The sequence below is a fragment of the Burkholderia sp. A9 genome (genome assembly GCF_000801975.1).
In genome coordinates, this window is sequence record NZ_JSZN01000005.1 from 15,514 (window position 1) to 32,004 (window position 16,491).

Here is a 16,491-nt window from a genome sequence, read left to right on the forward strand (position 1 = left end):
ACACGCATCACGCATGGCAACCCGCAAGACTCTCCGCACGCCGCAGCAGGCGTCGCTGTTCGACGATCCCGTGCCGGAAACGGCGCTGGACGATGTTCCCGCTCCGGCGCCCGTGCCGGCCGCATCCGGGCGCAAACCCGCGAAGAAGGCCGCGGCAGCCGCCCCGGCTTCCGCCGCGCCGCAGCCCGTTGCCGCGGACGTCCCGCATCTGGCCGCACAATTCGACGCGCTGCCGGCCGTCTGGCGCGACGTGCTGAAGCCCTTCACCGACAGCGACGCCTACGCGCCGCTGTGCCGCTTCGTCGACGACGAACGCGCGGCCGGCAAGACGGTCTACCCGACCGACGTGTTCCGCGCGCTGCGCCTGACGAGCCCGGACGACGTGAAGATCGTGATCCTCGGCCAGGACCCGTACCACGGCGACGACCGCGGCACGCCGCAAGCGCACGGCCTGGCATTCTCGGTGCCGCCGGCCGTCCGCACGCCGCCGTCGCTGCGCAACATCTTCAAGGAAATCGCCGCGAATTTCGGCCACGACACGCCGCGTCACGGCTGCCTCGACACCTGGGCACGCCAGGGCGTGCTGCTGCTCAACACCGTGCTGACGGTCGAGCGCGGCGCGGCCGCGAGCCACGCGAAGCGCGGCTGGGAACAATGCACGGACACGCTGATCCGCGAACTGGCCAGCCGCCATCGCGGGCTCGTGTTCATGCTGTGGGGCGCGCATGCGCAGGCGAAGCGCGCACTGTTCGATGCGAACGCGCACTGCGTGCTCGAGGCACCGCATCCGTCGCCGCTGTCTGCTCACCGCGGCTTCCTCGGTTGCCGTCACTTCGCGCTCGCGAACGACTATCTGGTCGACGCGGGCCGCCAGCCGATCGACTGGCGCCTGCCGGAGGTGGCCGAGACGCTCGCGTAACCGCGTTCCGCTTCCCGCTTTCGTCCCGCCATGCAAAAACGCCGCGCCCCTTTCGGGACGCGGCGTTTTTTCATCGGACGAGGCAGCGGGTGCGATGCACCCGCGCCGGCCTTACGCGGCAGCGATCGCTTCGCGTGCGCCGGCGAGCGCGGCGCTCTGTGCATCCGGCCCGAGGTTCAGGCCTTCAGCGTGGATGAAGTTCACGTCGGTCAGGCCGATGAAGCCGAGGAACGAGCGCAGGTACGGCGTCTGGCTGTCGTTCGGCGTACCCAGGTACTTGCCGCCGCGGGCCGTCACCACGTGAACCTTCTTGCCCTTGATCAGGCCTTCCGGACCGTTCTCGGTATAGCGGAACGTGACGCCGGCACGTGCGATCCAGTCGAAATACGACTTCAGTTGCGACGAGACGCCGAAGTTGTACATCGGTGCGCCGATCACGACGATGTCGGCGGCTTGCAGTTCGGCGATCAGTGCATCGCTCTTGGCGACGATCGCATTCTGCTCCGCGGTACGCTGGTCGGCCGGCGTGAAGAATGCGCCGAGCACCGATTCATCGAGGTGCGGCAGTGCATCGGCCAGCAGGTCGCGAACCACAACCTTCGCACCGGGGTTCGATTGTTGCAGCTTTGCCGTCAGTTCGTTGGCCAGCAGCGTGGATTGCGCACCTTGCGAACGCGCAGCGGAATTGATTTGCAGAATGGTCGTCATGTCAGGCTCCAGTTTGGCTGCGCTTCGGTAGCGCGAGTGAAGCCATTGTGCGTGTCCGCAGCGCCGCGAAAAAGCGGGTTCACGGCGACGGATTGTTGCAATAGCAGAACAATCCTCGATCGCGCCCCGTAACCCGCTCCCCGCTCCCGCGCTCAGCCCTTCAGCCAGGCTTCCCGGGCCTTGTGCGCGGCGGCCGGCTTTGCGGCCGCCGTCAGCCGGTAGCGTGCGACTTCCGGCCCGTCCAGCTTCAACTTCGCGGTCCGCAGTTCGTCGCGGCGGAATGCGTGCACCTCGACCTTGTCGCCCGGCCGGTAGCGTGCGAGCAGAGAGTCCAGGTTCGAGCCGGTGACGCGCAGCCCGTCGAGCGCGATCAGCGTGTCGCCGGCCGACAGCCCCGCGCGATGCGCGCCGCCGCCTTCGTAGACCGCCGCCAGCGTGCAGTCCGCGCCGCCGCGCAGGCGCGCGCCGATGGTCGGCTTCGCGGCCGCGCCGGACGCGACTTCGGGCGCGAGTGTCACGCCGAACGGCGCAAGCAGCTCGGCGAGCGGCAGGTCGCGCGTGCCATGCACGGCGTCGGCGAACAGCCTGCCGAGCGCGACGCCCGTCGCTTCCTCGATCAGCGTCTCGACCTCGTCTTCCGCGACGCCCGCCTGCTTGCCGCGATAGAAATCGCGGCCGTAGCGCTGCCACAGCAGACGCATCACGTCGTCGAGCGACTTGCGGTTGCGCGTCTGCGCACGAATCGCGAGATCGAACGCGAGCGCGACGAGCGAACCCTTCGTGTAGTAGCTGACGATCGCGTTGGTCGCGTTCTCGTCCTGACGGTAATACTTGATCCACGCGTCGAACGAGCTTTCCGCGACGCTCTGCTTCAGGCGCCCCGTGCCGCGCAGCACGCCGCCGACCGTGCGGCCGAGCGCCGCGAAATATTCGTCCTGCGACATCAGCCCGCTGCGCACGAGCATCAGGTCGTCGTAATACGACGTGAAGCCCTCGAACAGCCACAGCAGCGACGTGTAGTTTTCCCGCGCGAGGTCGTACGGCACGAACGCGGCCGGCTTGATGCGCTTCACGTTCCACGTATGGAAGTATTCGTGGCTGCACAGGCCGAGATAGGTGCGATAGCCTTCCGTGGTTTCCGGCCGCCCCTTCACCGGCAGATCGGTGCGGTTGCAGATCAGCGCGGTCGACGCCCGATGCTCGAGGCCGCCGTAGCCGTCGCTGACCGCGAGCGTCATGAACACGTAGCGGTCCATCGGCGCCTTCTTCGATTTCGGCTCGAACAGCGCGATCTGCGCTTCGCACACGCGCTTCAGGTCGGTGCGCAGCCGCTCGAGGTCGAGCTGCGTCACGCGCCCGGCGATCACGATGTCGTGCGGCACGCCGTGCGCGTCGAACGTCGCCAGCGCGAATTCGCCGAGCGTCACCGGATGGTCGGCGAGCTCGTCATAGTTCGATGCGCGATACGCGCCGAAGCCATAGCGCTTGGTACCGCGCGCCTCGGGCAGCGAGGTGCCGACGCGCCACGTGCGGAACGCCGGGCCTGCCGGTTTCGAAATGTCGACTTCGCACGGCGCATCCTCGCGGCCGGCGACGCTCAAGAATACGGCCGTGGCGTTGAAGAAGCCGCCCGAGTCGTCGAGATACGCGGAGCGGACCGACAGGTCCCATGCGTACACGTCGTAGCGCAGCGTCAACGCGCCGTTCACCGGCGCGGCCTGCCACGTGTTCTTGTCGGTTTTCGCGATCCGCACCTTGCGGCCCGCGTCGTTGAACGCGGCGAGCGTCACGATGTTGCGCGCGAACTCGCGCACGAGATAGCTGCCCGGAATCCATACCGGCAGCGCGAAGCGCTGGCCTTCGGGATCGGGGTCGGCGACCGTCACCGACACTTCGAACAGGTGCGCGGCAAGATCTTTCGGGACAATCGAATAACGGATCGGCTGGGTCATCGTGGCAATCGGTCGAAAATCGGACGAAATACGGCGGCGGAAACGAAGAGAGGCGCCGGCAGATACCGCGGGCGCCCCTCGCTGGCCGGGCCGTGCGGCCCGGCATGTCGGTCGGTTACTTGCTCGACGCGAGCGCCTGGTTCAGCTGGTCGGCCGACACCGCGCCCGGCAGGCGACGGCCGTCGGGCAGGAAGATCGTCGGCGTGCCCGTGACGTTCATCCCGCGGCCGAGCGCGAGGTTCTTGTCGAGTGCGGTCGTATCGCAATCGCCGGCGCCGGACGGTACGCGATGGTCGAGCATCCAGCTCTCCCAGGATTTCGCACGGTCGGTCGCGCACCAGATCACCTTCGACTTCGCGGTCGAATCGGGCGACAGCACCGGGTACAGGAACGTGTAGACGGTCACGTTGTCGATCGACTGCAGCGTCGTCTCGAGTCGCTTGCAGTACGGGCAGTTCGGATCGGAGAACACCGCGATCTTGCGCGCGCCGTTGCCCTTGACGACCTTGATCGCGTTCGCGAGCGGCAGGCTCGCGAAGTCGATCTTGTTGAGGTCGGACAGGCGCGCGTCGGTCAGGTTCTTGTGCGTCTTGGTATCGACGAGATCGCCGAGCAGCACGTAGTCGCCGGCTGCATCGCTATAGATGATCTGCGAGCCGAGGTTCACTTCGTACAGGCCCGCGACCGGCGATTTCGACACGCTCTTGATCGGCGCGTCGCTGCCGAGACGCGTTTGCAGCGTGGCTTTCAGCTTGTCGGTGGTTTGGTCGGCCTGCGCGGTGCAGCCGAGCGTCGCCATCGTGACGGCCAGCGCCAGCGATGCGATGCGGATCGTTTTTTTCATCCTGTGGTTCCTTCAGCTCAATCGGAGTGCTCGGCACAGTGTACGCCGTAACGGAACGCTGTCCGACCCGCAACACGCGCGAAGGTTCGATCAGCCGAGCGCGGCCGACACGAGCCAGCGCTTCACGAGCGGCTGCGCACCGACGAAGGCCATCCCCGCGTTGCGCACCGCCTTCGCGAACGAGCCGGGCACCGCGAACAGCCGCTGCAGCCCGTCGGTCGCGACCATCAGTGCGCGAATGTCCTCGCGGCGCGAACGTTCGTAGCGGCGCAGCAGCACCGTATCGCCGAGGTTGCGGAAGCTTTCCTTGTTCGCGATCGCGTCGGCGAGCGCAGCGACGTCGCGTAACCCGAGATTCATCCCCTGCCCCGCGAGCGGGTGGATCAGGTGCGCGGCATCGCCGACGAGCGCGACGCGCGGGGCGATCAGCTTGTCGACGGTCTGCAGCGCGAGCGGGAAACCGGCGGCCGGCGTCACGCATTCGAGCGCGCCGACCCGGCCGTGCGACACGCGCTCGACCTCGGCCGCGAGTTGCGCGGGATCGAGCGCGAGCAGTTCGTCCGCGTGCGCGGTGTGCGCGGACCACACCAGCGACACGTGGCCGTCCGGCAGCGGCAGCAGCGCGACGATCTCGCCGTCGCAGAACCATTGGCTCGCGGTCTCGCGATGCGGAAGCGACGCCTTGAAGTTCGCGACGACGCCCGTCTGCCGGTAATCGCGTCGTTCGACCCTGGCCCCCATTTGGGAGCGTACCCACGAATGCGCGCCGTCCGCGCCGACCACGAGGTCCGCTTCGAGCACCTGCCCGGACGACAGCGTCAGCACGGCCGCGTCGTCGTGCACGTCGAAACCCTGCGCGCGCGCATCGAACCACGTGAGGTTCGGCTGGAATCGCAGCGCGGCATCGAGCGACGTCTCGATCAGCGACGATTCGGCGATCCACGCCAGCTGCGGCACGGAAGCCTGGTATGCGGAGAAATGCAGTTCCGCCTGCGCATCGCCGTATACGCGCATGTCGTAGACCGGTGCGAGCCGGCCATGGTCGAGCGCTTGCCAGACCCGAAGTCGCTCCAGCAACGCCTGCGAACTGGACGACAGCGCGTAGATGCGCGTGTCGAACGCGAGATCGGCGGGGCGCGGCGTCGCCGGCTGGGCGAGCAAGGCGGTCTTGTAGCCGGACTGGGTCAGCGCGAGCGCGGCCGTCTTGCCGACGAGCCCGCCGCCGACCACGGCGACGTCGAAGGTGTGGTGGGCAGTCATGGCGGGCATTATAGCCGCGGGGCCAATCCCTTACGCGGCCGGACTTTGCGGGAAATCAGCAGAATCGCGGGCGACGCCGGCAACGCGGCGGCCCGTCGCATCGGCCGTTCGGGCCGAGCCCGGAAACCGGGGCGTCGGCACGGTACAATAGCGCCTTTGAACGTCGGCCCGCCGCGTCCCACGCGCCGGCCGTCCCTATTTTCCCGCGCCGCCGTGCCTTGTCCGGCCGCGCCGCTCCACCCGTCCGAAGGATTCCATGAGTCTCAAATGCGGCATCGTCGGCTTGCCCAACGTCGGCAAGTCCACCCTGTTCAATGCGCTGACCAAGGCCGGCATCGCCGCCGAGAACTACCCGTTCTGCACGATCGAGCCGAACGTCGGCATCGTCGAAGTGCCTGACACGCGTCTGAAGGCGCTCGCCGAAATCATCAGTCCCGAGCGCGTCGTGCCGGCCGTCGTCGAATTCGTCGACATCGCGGGCCTCGTCGCAGGCGCGAGCAAGGGCGAAGGCCTCGGCAACCAGTTCCTCGCGAACATCCGCGAAACCGATGCGATCACGCACGTCGTGCGCTGCTTCGAGGATGACAACGTCATCCACGTCGCCGGCAAGGTCAGCCCGATCGACGACATCGAAGTGATCAACACCGAACTCGCGCTCGCCGACCTCGGCACCGTCGAGAAGGCGCTCACGCGCTATTCGAAGGCTGCGAAGTCGGGCAACGACAAGGAAGCGGCGAAGCTCGTCGCGGTGCTCGAGAAGGTGCGCGCACAGCTCGACCAGGGCAAGGCCGTGCGCAGCCTGTCGCTGTCGGACGACGAACAGGCGGTGATCAAGCCGTTCTGCCTGATCACCGCGAAGCCGGCAATGTACGTCGCGAACGTGAAGGACGACGGCTTCGAGAACAACCCGCACCTCGAAGCGGTGCGCAAGTACGCGGAAGCCGAGAACTCGCCGGTGGTCGCGGTGTGCGCGGCAATCGAGGCGGAAATCGCCGATCTCGACGATGCGGACAAGGAAGCGTTCCTCGCCGACATGGGCATGGAAGAGCCGGGCCTCGACCGCGTGATCCGCGCGGGCTTCAAGCTGCTCGGCCTGCAGACCTACTTCACCGCTGGCGTGAAGGAAGTGCGCGCGTGGACGATCCACATCGGCGACACGGCACCGCAAGCAGCCGGCGTGATCCACACCGACTTCGAGCGCGGCTTCATTCGCGCGCAGACGATCGCGTTCGACGACTTCGTCACGTACAAGGGCGAACAGGGTGCGAAGGAAGCCGGCAAGATGCGTGCGGAAGGGAAGGAATACGTCGTGCACGACGGGGATGTGATGAACTTCCTGTTCAACGTCTGACGCATCGACCGACGCTGTTTCGTGCAGTGTCACGGTAACCAGGGAAAGCCCGCGGAAGTCGCGGGCTTTTTTTCATTTCGAACTGATTCATGAAGGTTTGCGGGAAGCGCTCGCGGATAACCTTTTCGTCATTTCCTTCGTCGCCGCCGTTGCACAGATCGCCTGTGCCGCAGGTCGCATCGAGCCATTGCTCCACGCGTTACGCGTCGATTTTTCGCATGATGCGTCGCGCGCCCTCTTCCACTGTGCGATCTGCGCGTCGAGCGCCTTCTTGCGCCCCGGTCGGTCGCTCACCTGTTTGTCGACGACCCGCTGCAAATCCCGCTCGGCGACGATCTGATCGCGCCACGCGCAAAAATTCATGCTCGTCTGGTTCGAGTTACAGTCCCTGAGCAGCGCGTTGACCTCGCTGGCCGGCAAACCGCTGTGCACCGCTATCTCGTCCGCTGGCGTCGGGTCGGCAAATGCATTCGTCGACACCAACACGAGCAAACCGGTCATGACCGTTCTCACTGGGTCCTCAGTCGTGACCGAAACGGCGCCGATTCGAGCCGACGCTGGTTAACAAGCCCATTCGAACGAACGGGCGGCAGGTGACGCCCGTTCTCGTCTCGCGGACGAGTCCAAATCAAGCTCTCATTCGCCATCTACCGCCCTCCCGGCGCGACCGCTGACGCGAGTCGACTTCATCATTTACTTCGGTTGTCGATGCGCTCAATGTATGAAGTTGCCGTGGGCGATGAAATCAGACGAGTTAGATTTTGCGAGTCCTGATGTCAATGATTGCGCCGTGGTGCTGAACGCCCTACGGTGCCACGTTAAGTGCCTCCGTTTGCTGGCGCAAAACAAATGGCCCGATCGGCAAATGCCGATTCGGGCCATTTTCACGACGGGAATCCCCGTGCCTACCGACAGCGAACGCTCAGGCCGGCAGCCACGTCGTCAATTCGTCATCACATCGCCGACACGCGCCGCCCCGCCCCCGCCCGCGCATCGCGACCGCGCTTGTTCAGCCACGACGCAAACAGCACGATCAACGCAAGCACGGCCGTCGCGCCCACTTCCATCCGGTGCTCCTCGCTGACGAACATCACGGTCAGCGTGCCGCAGATGAACAGGATCACCGCCCACGTGAGCCACGGGAACAGCCACATCCGCAGCGTCAGGTCGGCACCGCTCGATTCGAGCGTCTTGCGCATCCGCAGTTGCGAGATCGCGATCACCAGATACACGAGCAGCGCGATCGCACCCGACGTCGCCAGCAGGAAGCCGAACACCTGCTCCGGCATCAGGTAGTTCGCGATCACGGTCAGGAAGCCGAATGCGGTCGAGGCGAGCACGGCCGCGCGCGGCGTGCCAGTCGAATCGGTGCTGTGCAGGAACGCGGGCGCGTCCTTGCGCTTGGACAGCGAGAACAGCATCCGCGATGCGGTGTACAGCGCGGAATTCAGGCAGCTCGCGACCGACACGAGCACGATCACGTCGATGATCGCCTTCGCGTTCGGAATCCCGATCAGCTCCATCGCGCGCTGATACGAGCCATGCTTCGGCAGCAGCGGATCGTTCCACGGCACGATGGCAGCGACGACGAGGATCGAGCCGAGATAGAACAGCGTGATACGCCAGATGACGGAATTCGTCGCGCGCACGATCTGGCGTTGCGGGTTGTCCGACTCGGCGGCTGCGATCGTCACGATCTCGGTGCCGAGGAACGAGAACATCGTCGTCAGCATCGCCGCGAGCACCGCGCCGGCGCCGTTCGGCATGAAGCCTTGATGCGCAAACAGGTTCGACACGCCCGACACGGCCGGCGCGGGCACGATGCCGACGATCGCCGCGCCGCCGATGCACAGGAACACGACGATCGCGACCACCTTGATCAGCGCGAACCAGAATTCGAATTCGCCGTAGTTCTTGACCGAGAAGAGGTTGGTGATCGTCAGCAGCAGCGTGATGCCGAGCGCGAAGATCCAGGTCGCGATGCCGGGGAACCACGCATTGAGAATGGTCGCGGCGGCCGTCGCCTCGATCGGGATCACGAGCACCCAGAACCACCAGTACAGCCAGCCGATGGAGAAGCCGGCCCAGTGGCCGATCGCACGATCGGCATAGGTCGAGAACGAGCCGCTGTCGGGATGCGCGACGGCCATCTCGCCGAGCATGCGCATCACCAGTACGACCAGGGCGCCCGCGATCGCATACGCGAGAATCGAAGCCGGGCCGGCTTCCGCGATCGCGTGGCCGGAGCCGACGAACAAGCCCGCGCCGATGACGCCGGCAATCGACATCATCGTCACGTGACGCTGCTTCAGACCCGTGCCGAGGCCTGTCTTGCTTCCACTCATGTGTCTCTCTCCAAAAAACGGTTCCGGTATGACCGGGTGTCGCGTGAAGGCGGCGCGGGGAATTGTCGTTGTTGAATCCGGCGGCCCGCCGCGCGTGCGCGGCATGCGGGCAGGGAGCCGGATCGAGCCTGTTCCGGTCGGGGCGCGACGCACTCTGCGAAGCTGCGGGTGCGATGCGGCACACGAAGCGCCGGCGCATCGCGTGCGCCCTTTCCGTCGGCTGTCGGTCAGCCGCCTTCGAAGCGAAGGAGTGTAAGCATCAAACGGTTCTTCACTAAGAACCAATTGAAGAATTTCGATGGAACCACTTGTTGCATCGATGCGAACCGATGCAACGCTTGGTCCGGTTCGGCAGCGGTTCGGGAGCCGCTGGATGAGGAGATTGCCGTCGATGCAGGTGCGCCCGGCATCGCGCCGCACCGGCACGGCCAAAGACACTCGCGTGCCCCGCCGGTGCCGCGCCGAATGCTCAGTTCGTGCCGTTCGCCCGTTCGTCCCGCCATTTGGCCGGCACGATCGCGTGCCATTCTCGCAGAAGCAGGTTTTTCACGGCGTCGGGATGCGCGGCCGACAGGCGCACCAGCACGATCGGCCAACCGGCATGGTGGTCGGTCACGTAATGCACGTCGGGTTCCGATTCGATCAGCCACGCACGCTCGTCGGGGCCGACGCCCGTCACGACGAGCGTGTCGCCGTCCTCGCGCAGGCGCGCGAGCATCTTGCCCCTCACCTTGAGGGCGGGCGTGCCGTACGACGTGCCCTCCTCGACGCCCCGCCATGCCAGCGCGATCTGCCGGACTTGGCCGAATGTCACGATGCGCCTCCGTCCGTCGATGATCGACGTCCCGGCCACCGTAGCGGAAATCGTGGATGACGCCTAGCCGCGCGGCGTCTGACCGTGCGCTCGGCGACGCGTGACTAGCGGCCGGCCGCGCGCGCCGCCACCGGCGCGCGGCCGGTAGTGGCAACGATCGCGAACGCGATCGCATTGGCGGCCGCGCTGGCCAGGATCGGCACGAGATAGCCGCCGCCCGCGTCGTAGATGAACCCGGCCGCGGCGGGCCCGATCAACGTGCCGAACGCGACGCTCGTGTACAGCACGCCGATGATCGCGCTCACGTTGCGACCGCCGAAGTAGTCCATCACGACGGCGGGCAACACGGCAACCCAGCCGCCGTAGAACACGCCGAATACGAGTGCGAACGCGGCCAGCGTCGCGACGGTCCCGGCGCCGGCCCATGCGACGAGCGCGACGGCCATGCCCGCGAACATCGCGAGCAGCGACGCGCGGCGGCCGAAGCGGTCGGCAAGGCCGCCGAGGAAGAAGCGCCCTGCGGTGCTGCCGACGCCGATCGCGCCGAGCAGCAGCACGGCCGTCGAAGGCGCGACGCCATGATCGAGCGCATACGGCACGAGGTGCACGAACGGCACGAAGACACCGAACGAGCACACGAGACACGCCGCGTAGAGACTCGCGAACGGCCGCGACGTGACGGCCTCGCGCACGGTCGCGCCAGCAGGCACCGATGCGGCGGTGCCACGCGCTCCGTCGCCCGGATGCGCGCGCGCCGCATCGCCGTCGGGCACCAAGCCGCGTTCGCGCGGATCGTTCTCGATCAACAGCGACATGCCCACGCCCGCCACTACCGCGATCGCCGCCAGCGTGACATACGCACCGCGCCAGCCGACGTGCACGATCAGCGCGGACGCGAGCGGCGGCATCACGAGCGTGCCGACGCCGATCCCCGCGACCGCGAGCCCCGACGCGAAGCCGCGCCGGCGCACGAACCAGCGTTGCACGGCGCCGACGGCGGGCACGTATGCGCAACCGACGCCGAGGCCGACACCGAGCCCGTACGCGACATAGACCTGCAGCAGGGTATGCGCGGCACCGGCCGCCGCGAGACCTGCGGCCGTCAACAGCATGCCGGCGACGGCGAGCCGCCGCGAGCCGAAGCGGTCGGCGAGCGGGCCGCTGACGATGCCGAAGCCGAAATACAGGAAGCCGGCCAGTGAAAACACGAGCGAGATCTGTCCGCGCGACGCAGCGAAATCCCGCTGCAGCGATTCGACGAACGCGCTGAACGTGTACGCACTGCCGAAGCCGACGAACGTGACGGCGAACGCGGCCGCCACCACATACCAGCCGTAAAAGACGCGCGATGCGCGCGGGCCATTCATGACGGTGCTCCTCTCAGGTTCAGCCGGGCGCCACGCGGCGCCCGGATTGCCTCATGGATATAGATGAACTATGTTGATCGCATCGACCGCGTAAATTCCGGCCACGACGATACGATCCAGTGCAACAACGGTACTCGCCCATACCCGTCGCCTCAAACGATATTTCATCGGCCTTTCGCTTTAGAAAAACTCAATGATCCGTTCCCGTCTGCCACCGCTCAACGCGTTGCGTGCGTTCGAGGCGGCCGCCCGCCACCTGTCGGTGAAATCCGCGGCCGAGGAGCTGTCGGTCACGCCCGGCGCGGTGAGCCAGATGATCCGTACGCTCGAGACGCACCTCGGCGTGCAGCTGTTCGAGCGCGTGAACCGCGGGATCCTGCTGACCGCCGCAGGCCGCGACTACCTGCCGCCCGTGCGCAACGCGTTCCGGCAGATCGCCGACGCGTCGCAGCGTGTGTCGGGCGCCGCCGACAGCGGCGTGCTGACGGTGAGCGTCACACCGTTTTTCGCGTCGGCATGGCTCGTGCCGCGCCTCGCGCGGTTCCGCGACGCGTGCCCGGACGTCGACCTGCAGATCGTCGCGAGCCACGCGCTCGCCGATTTCTCGCGCGACGGCGTCGACGTCGCGATCCGTCACGGCCTCGGCCGCTACATCGGGCTGTGCAGCGAACGACTGCTGACGGTGGAGATCGTCGCGCTTGCGGCGCCGGAACTCGTCGCGCGGCTTGGCATGCCGGCCACGCCCGCCGACCTGGCCGGATGGCCACATCTGCACGACGCCGAGCGCAAGGGCTGGCACATCTGGTTCGACGCGCAGCGGATCGACGATTTCGGTCCGCCGCGCGGCCCCGCGTTCGATGATTCCGGCCTGTTGCTGCAGGCGATCCTCGCCGGTCAGGGCGCGGGCCTGCTGCCGGCGGCGATGGTGCGCAACGAGCTCGCGAGCGGCCGGCTCGTGCAGCTTGCCGACGTCGCATGGCTCGACGACTTCGCGTACTACCTCGTCTATCCGCCACATCATGCGGAACGGTCGAAGGTCGCCGCGTTCCGCCGGTGGATTCTCGATGCCGCGCAGGCCGACGGCGCGGCATCGATGACGGGCGCCGCGTAGCGTCGCTGCGCCGTACGGCTGCGGCACCGATATGCAGCCGATCCGCTAACATCCGGCCTGGGCCGTCGGCCCGCCATCGACAGCAGATAACAACATCCGGAGAGAGACCATACCTGCCCTGCTCCGCCGCGCGACGCGCATCGCGACGCTGTCGGCCGCGCTGTTCGTCGCGTGCGCCGCGCTGCCGCCTCCGGCGCATGCATATCGCGCATCGCCCGGCTATGGCTACGGCAACGAAGCCGACCTCGACCGGCACGACACGTACCGCAATCGCGACGGCGACACCGTCCATGCGCCGGCTCATTCGAAATCGGGCCGCGTGCCCGACGGCGCAAGCGCGCGTTGCCGCGACGGCACCTACAGCTTCAGCCGCCATCGGCGCGGCACCTGCTCGGGGCACGGCGGCGTCGCCGCGTGGCTGTGACCGCAGGGGGGCCGAATGGCCAGGTGCGTGCCAGCGGCAGGCGGCGGCGCAGTACAATACGCGCTCGCGCCGCCGACACGCGGCGGCGCCGCCGCACCCCGCGCGGCACGCTCCGTACCGAATCACCCGACGCCGCCACGCCCGCGCGCTGCGCGGCCGTCTCAACCACTTCTGACTTTCACACCGAAATGGCCCAATACGTTTTCACGATGAACCGGGTCGGCAAGATCGTGCCGCCCAAGCGCCAGATCCTGAAGGACATCTCGCTGTCGTTCTTTCCCGGCGCGAAGATCGGCGTGCTCGGCCTGAACGGCTCGGGCAAGTCGACGCTGATCCGCATCATGGCGGGCGTCGACAAGGACATCGAAGGCGAAGCGACGCCGATGCCGAACCTGAACATCGGCTACCTGCCGCAGGAACCGCAGCTCGACCCGACGAAGACGGTGCGCGAAGCCGTCGAGGAAGGCCTCGGCGACCTGTTCCAGGCGAACAAGAAGCTTGAAGAAATCTACGCCGCGTATGCGGAACCGGACGCCGACTTCGACGCGCTCGCGGCCGAGCAGGCGAAATACGAAGCGATCCTCGCATCGAGCGACGGCGGCAGCCCCGAGCAGCAGCTCGAAGTGGCCGCCGACGCGCTGCGCCTGCCGGCGTGGGACGCGAAGATCGAGCACCTGTCGGGCGGCGAAAAGCGCCGCGTCGCGCTGTGCAAGCTGCTGCTCGAGAAGCCGGACATGCTGCTGCTCGACGAACCGACCAACCACCTCGACGCCGAATCGGTCGACTGGCTCGAACAGTTCCTGGTGCGCTTCCCGGGCACCGTCGTCGCCGTCACGCACGATCGCTACTTCCTCGACAACGCGGCTGAGTGGATTCTAGAACTCGACCGCGGCCACGGCATTCCGTGGAAGGGCAACTACAGCAGCTGGCTCGACCAGAAGGAAGAGCGCCTGAAGCAGGAAGAAGCGTCGGAATCGGCACGCCAGAAGGCGATCAAGAAGGAACTGGAGTGGGTGCGCCAGAACCCGAAGGGCCGCCAGGCGAAGTCGAAGGCGCGTATCGCGCGCTTCGAGGAGCTGAACAGCCAGGAATACCAGAAGCGCAACGAAACGCAGGAAATCTTCATTCCGGTCGGCGACCGCCTCGGCAATGAAGTGATCGAGTTCAAGAACGTCAGCAAGGCGTTCGGCGATCGCCTGCTGATCGACAACCTGAACCTGAAGATCCCGGCCGGCGCGATCGTCGGCATCATCGGCCCGAACGGCGCTGGCAAGTCGACGCTGTTCCGGATGCTGACCGGCAAGGAGCAGCCGGATTCGGGCGAAGTCGTGATGGGCCCGACCGTGAAGCTCGCGTACGTCGACCAGAGCCGTGACGCGCTCGACGGCACGAAGACGGTGTTCGAGGAAATCTCGGGCGGCGCCGACGTGCTGACGGTCGGCAAGTACGAAACGCCGTCGCGTGCGTACATCGGCCGCTTCAACTTCAAGGGCGGCGACCAGCAGAAGATCGTCGGCAACCTGTCCGGCGGCGAACGCGGCCGCCTGCACCTCGCGAAGACGCTGATCTCCGGCGGCAACGTGCTGCTGCTCGACGAACCGTCGAACGACCTCGACGTCGAAACGCTGCGCGCGCTGGAAGACGCGCTGCTCGAATTCGCGGGCTCGGTGATGGTGATCTCGCACGATCGCTGGTTCCTCGACCGGATCGCGACGCACATCCTCGCGTTCGAAGGCGATTCGCAGGTCACGTTCTTCGACGGCAACTACCAGGAATACGAAGCCGACAAGCGTGCGCGCCTCGGCGAGGAAGCCGCGAAGCCGAAGCGCCTGCGCTACAAGCCGATCAGCCGCTGAACGGCGCGGCCCGGGCGCCCGGCACTGCGGTGCCGGATGCCGAAAGCGGCCGCCTCCGGATCGGCAAAACAAAAAGCGGGCCAACGGCCCGCTTTTTTTCGTCCGGCGATCGGCCGACCGCCGCCTACGCGAGCGCGCCGAGTTCGCGCAAGCGCGCCTCGGTCTCGGCCGCGCTCGTGTGATGAATGCCGTGCCAGCCGAGCGCCGTCGCGGCCGCTGCGTTCTTCGCGTTGTCGTCGATGAACACGAGTTCGTGCGGCGCAATGCCCGGCAGGTGCGGATCGATGCGCGCGTGCATTTCGCGATAGATCGCCGGATCGGGTTTCACGAGCTTCACGCGGCCCGACACGACGACGTCCGTGAAGCGCCGCAGGACCGAGAAGTTGTCCCATGCGTACGGAAAGGTCTGCGCGGACCAGTTCGTCAGCCCGAAGAGCCGCATACCCTGCGCGTCGAGCCGGTCGACGAGCGCGACGCCTTCGTCGAGCACGCCGCCGATCATCTCGTGCCAGCGCGCGTAGAACGCGCGGATCAGCGCCTCGTGCTCCGGAAACTTCGCGACGAGCTCGCTCGTTCCTTCGTCGATCGTCTGCCCGCCGTCCTGGCGAATCACCCAGTCCATCGCGCACACGTGCGTGAGGAACCAGCGACGCTCGGCGTCGTCCGGAATCAGTTGCCGGTACAGGTACTCGGGGCTCCAGTCGATCAGCACGCCGCCGAAGTCGAACACCACCGCCTTGATGGTCATGCGAACTCCGTCGCGAGCACGTCGTCGAGCCGGTACGCGGGCCGCACCCGTTGCACCGGCCCGCGCTGCATGTCGATCACGATCACGGTGGCGTCCGCCATCGGCTGCCCTCTCCGTCATGGTCCGGCCGTCATCCGGCCGGGGTCGCGCGTTGCGTCAGATCGGCTGCGTGCGGGCGTCGAGCCACGCCTTCGCGTCACCGCTCAGGTGCCGCCCGACACGCTCGCGCACCGTCGCGTGATACGCGTTCAGCCACGCGCGTTCTTCCTCATGCAGCATTTCGACCAGCACGCAGCGCGTGTCGATCGGGCACAGCGTCAGCGTCTCGAACGCGAGGAAGTCGCCGAACTCGGTCTGCCCGCCCGCGCGGTTCACGACCAGGTTCTCGATCCGGATGCCCCATTTGCCGGGCCGGTACACGCCCGGCTCGATCGACGTGATCATCCCTTCTTCCATGGCCGTGTACGGCTCGGCCGGCGCGTAGTGCGAGATGACCTGCGGGCCCTCGTGCACGTTCAGGAAGTAGCCGACGCCGTGGCCGGTGCCATGGCCGTAGTCGAGCCCGGCCGCCCACATCGGCGCGCGCGCGATCGCGTCGAGCATCGGCGAGCGGATGCCGCGCGGGAAGCGTGCACGCGACAGCGCCATCATCGACTTCAGCACGATCGTGAAATCGCGGCGCTGCAGGTCGCCGACCGTACCGACCGGTACGACGCGCGTGATGTCGGTCGTGCCGGTCGTGTACTGGCCGCCCGAATCGACGAGCAGCAGGCCGTTGCCGACGATCGTCGC

15 protein-coding genes and 1 pseudogene are annotated in these 16,491 nt (G+C 67.0%); 5 read left to right on the forward strand and 11 right to left on the reverse strand.

Annotated features, from left to right (window positions below):
* The first annotated feature begins 13 nt into the window (after nucleotides 1-13).
* On the forward strand, nucleotides 14-919 hold the full coding sequence (locus PI86_RS03565; RefSeq protein ID WP_039318799.1) for a uracil-DNA glycosylase: 906 nt from the start codon (nucleotides 14-16) through the stop codon (nucleotides 917-919).
* Nucleotides 920-1,030: 111 nt separating this feature from the next.
* Here PI86_RS03565 and PI86_RS03570 read toward each other — a convergent pair whose 3' ends face one another.
* From PI86_RS03570 to PI86_RS03585, 4 genes are all read right to left on the reverse strand, one after another.
* Nucleotides 1,031-1,627 carry an FMN-dependent NADH-azoreductase gene (locus tag PI86_RS03570; protein ID WP_039318802.1) on the reverse strand — a complete coding sequence of 199 codons (597 nt, stop codon included), beginning with the start codon at nucleotides 1,625-1,627 and terminating at the stop codon, nucleotides 1,031-1,033.
* Between the two features lie 152 nt (nucleotides 1,628-1,779).
* Entirely contained in the window at nucleotides 1,780-3,579 is a 1,800-nt protein-coding gene (locus tag PI86_RS03575) for a M61 family metallopeptidase (protein ID WP_039318803.1), read from the reverse strand.
* Between the two features lie 115 nt (nucleotides 3,580-3,694).
* Nucleotides 3,695-4,423: a DsbC family protein gene (locus tag PI86_RS03580; RefSeq protein WP_039318806.1), complete on the reverse strand. Its 729-nt coding sequence runs from the start codon at nucleotides 4,421-4,423 to the stop codon at nucleotides 3,695-3,697.
* Nucleotides 4,424-4,513: 90 nt separating this feature from the next.
* Nucleotides 4,514-5,692: a UbiH/UbiF family hydroxylase gene (locus tag PI86_RS03585; RefSeq protein ID WP_039318807.1), complete on the reverse strand. Its 1,179-nt coding sequence runs from the start codon at nucleotides 5,690-5,692 to the stop codon at nucleotides 4,514-4,516.
* A 247-nt stretch (nucleotides 5,693-5,939) separates the two neighbouring features.
* Here PI86_RS03585 and ychF point away from each other — a divergent pair, with 247 nt between their 5' ends.
* Nucleotides 5,940-7,034, forward strand: coding sequence for a redox-regulated ATPase YchF (gene ychF, locus PI86_RS03590; RefSeq protein WP_014898217.1), 1,095 nt, complete (start codon nucleotides 5,940-5,942; stop codon nucleotides 7,032-7,034).
* Nucleotides 7,035-7,121: 87 nt separating this feature from the next.
* Here ychF and PI86_RS03595 read toward each other — a convergent pair whose 3' ends face one another.
* The 4 genes from PI86_RS03595 to PI86_RS03610 all read right to left on the reverse strand — a co-directional run bounded on the left by PI86_RS03595 (nucleotide 7,122) and on the right by PI86_RS03610 (nucleotide 11,560).
* Nucleotides 7,122-7,535 carry a lysozyme inhibitor LprI family protein gene (locus tag PI86_RS03595; RefSeq protein ID WP_152608037.1) on the reverse strand — a complete coding sequence of 138 codons (414 nt, stop codon included), beginning with the start codon at nucleotides 7,533-7,535 and terminating at the stop codon, nucleotides 7,122-7,124.
* A 452-nt stretch (nucleotides 7,536-7,987) separates the two neighbouring features.
* Nucleotides 7,988-9,379 carry a GABA permease gene (gene gabP, locus PI86_RS03600; RefSeq protein ID WP_039318811.1) on the reverse strand — a complete coding sequence of 464 codons (1,392 nt, stop codon included), beginning with the start codon at nucleotides 9,377-9,379 and terminating at the stop codon, nucleotides 7,988-7,990.
* A gap of 469 nt (nucleotides 9,380-9,848) precedes the next feature.
* Complete coding sequence (locus PI86_RS03605) at nucleotides 9,849-10,193, reverse strand: MmcQ/YjbR family DNA-binding protein (RefSeq protein WP_039318827.1); 345 nt, start codon at nucleotides 10,191-10,193, stop codon at nucleotides 9,849-9,851.
* A 104-nt stretch (nucleotides 10,194-10,297) separates the two neighbouring features.
* On the reverse strand, nucleotides 10,298-11,560 hold the full coding sequence (locus PI86_RS03610) for an MFS transporter (protein ID WP_039318813.1): 1,263 nt from the start codon (nucleotides 11,558-11,560) through the stop codon (nucleotides 10,298-10,300).
* Between the two features lie 193 nt (nucleotides 11,561-11,753).
* On the opposite strand from PI86_RS03610, the gene gcvA reads away from it, so the two are divergent.
* The 3 genes from gcvA (at nucleotide 11,754) to ettA (ending at nucleotide 14,951) form a co-directional block, all read left to right on the forward strand.
* Complete coding sequence (gene gcvA, locus PI86_RS03615) at nucleotides 11,754-12,671, forward strand: transcriptional regulator GcvA (RefSeq protein ID WP_039318816.1); 918 nt, start codon at nucleotides 11,754-11,756, stop codon at nucleotides 12,669-12,671.
* 109 nt (nucleotides 12,672-12,780) lie between these two features.
* Nucleotides 12,781-13,095, forward strand: coding sequence for a DUF3761 domain-containing protein (locus tag PI86_RS15985; RefSeq protein ID WP_082012124.1), 315 nt, complete (start codon nucleotides 12,781-12,783; stop codon nucleotides 13,093-13,095).
* A 188-nt stretch (nucleotides 13,096-13,283) separates the two neighbouring features.
* Entirely contained in the window at nucleotides 13,284-14,951 is a 1,668-nt protein-coding gene (ettA, locus tag PI86_RS03620; RefSeq protein WP_039318818.1) for an energy-dependent translational throttle protein EttA, read from the forward strand.
* Nucleotides 14,952-15,075: 124 nt separating this feature from the next.
* On the opposite strand, the gene PI86_RS03625 is transcribed toward ettA, so the two are convergent.
* The 3 genes and pseudogenes from PI86_RS03625 to PI86_RS03630 all read right to left on the reverse strand — a co-directional run.
* Nucleotides 15,076-15,699, reverse strand: a complete 624-nt coding sequence (locus PI86_RS03625) for an HAD family hydrolase (protein WP_039318820.1) — start codon at nucleotides 15,697-15,699, stop codon at nucleotides 15,076-15,078.
* Nucleotides 15,700-15,710: 11 nt separating this feature from the next.
* Nucleotides 15,711-15,800, reverse strand: a pseudogene (locus tag PI86_RS16850) (cysteine hydrolase); the annotation flags it as partial.
* A gap of 55 nt (nucleotides 15,801-15,855) precedes the next feature.
* Nucleotides 15,856-16,491: M24 family metallopeptidase (locus tag PI86_RS03630; RefSeq protein WP_039318822.1), on the reverse strand; the 636-nt coding region annotated here is incomplete at its 5' end.

Excerpts from the sequence above, each read along its gene's own strand:
- gcvA (WP_039318816.1), top strand. The coding sequence starts at position 11,754 with ATGATCCGTTCCCGTCTGCCACCGCTCAACGCGTTGCGTGCGTTCGAG.
- PI86_RS03625 (WP_039318820.1), bottom strand. The coding sequence starts at position 15,699 with ATGACCATCAAGGCGGTGGTGTTCGACTTCGGCGGCGTGCTGATCGAC.
- PI86_RS03565 (WP_039318799.1), top strand. The coding sequence starts at position 14 with ATGGCAACCCGCAAGACTCTCCGCACGCCGCAGCAGGCGTCGCTGTTC.
- ychF (WP_014898217.1), top strand. The coding sequence starts at position 5,940 with ATGAGTCTCAAATGCGGCATCGTCGGCTTGCCCAACGTCGGCAAGTCC.
- PI86_RS03570 (WP_039318802.1), bottom strand. The coding sequence starts at position 1,627 with ATGACGACCATTCTGCAAATCAATTCCGCTGCGCGTTCGCAAGGTGCG.
- PI86_RS03580 (WP_039318806.1), bottom strand. The coding sequence starts at position 4,423 with ATGAAAAAAACGATCCGCATCGCATCGCTGGCGCTGGCCGTCACGATG.
- gabP (WP_039318811.1), bottom strand. The coding sequence starts at position 9,379 with ATGAGTGGAAGCAAGACAGGCCTCGGCACGGGTCTGAAGCAGCGTCAC.
- PI86_RS03575 (WP_039318803.1), bottom strand. The coding sequence starts at position 3,579 with ATGACCCAGCCGATCCGTTATTCGATTGTCCCGAAAGATCTTGCCGCG.
- PI86_RS03610 (WP_039318813.1), bottom strand. The coding sequence starts at position 11,560 with ATGAATGGCCCGCGCGCATCGCGCGTCTTTTACGGCTGGTATGTGGTG.
- ettA (WP_039318818.1), top strand. The coding sequence starts at position 13,284 with ATGGCCCAATACGTTTTCACGATGAACCGGGTCGGCAAGATCGTGCCG.
- PI86_RS03585 (WP_039318807.1), bottom strand. The coding sequence starts at position 5,692 with ATGCCCGCCATGACTGCCCACCACACCTTCGACGTCGCCGTGGTCGGC.
- PI86_RS03595 (WP_152608037.1), bottom strand. The coding sequence starts at position 7,535 with ATGACCGGTTTGCTCGTGTTGGTGTCGACGAATGCATTTGCCGACCCG.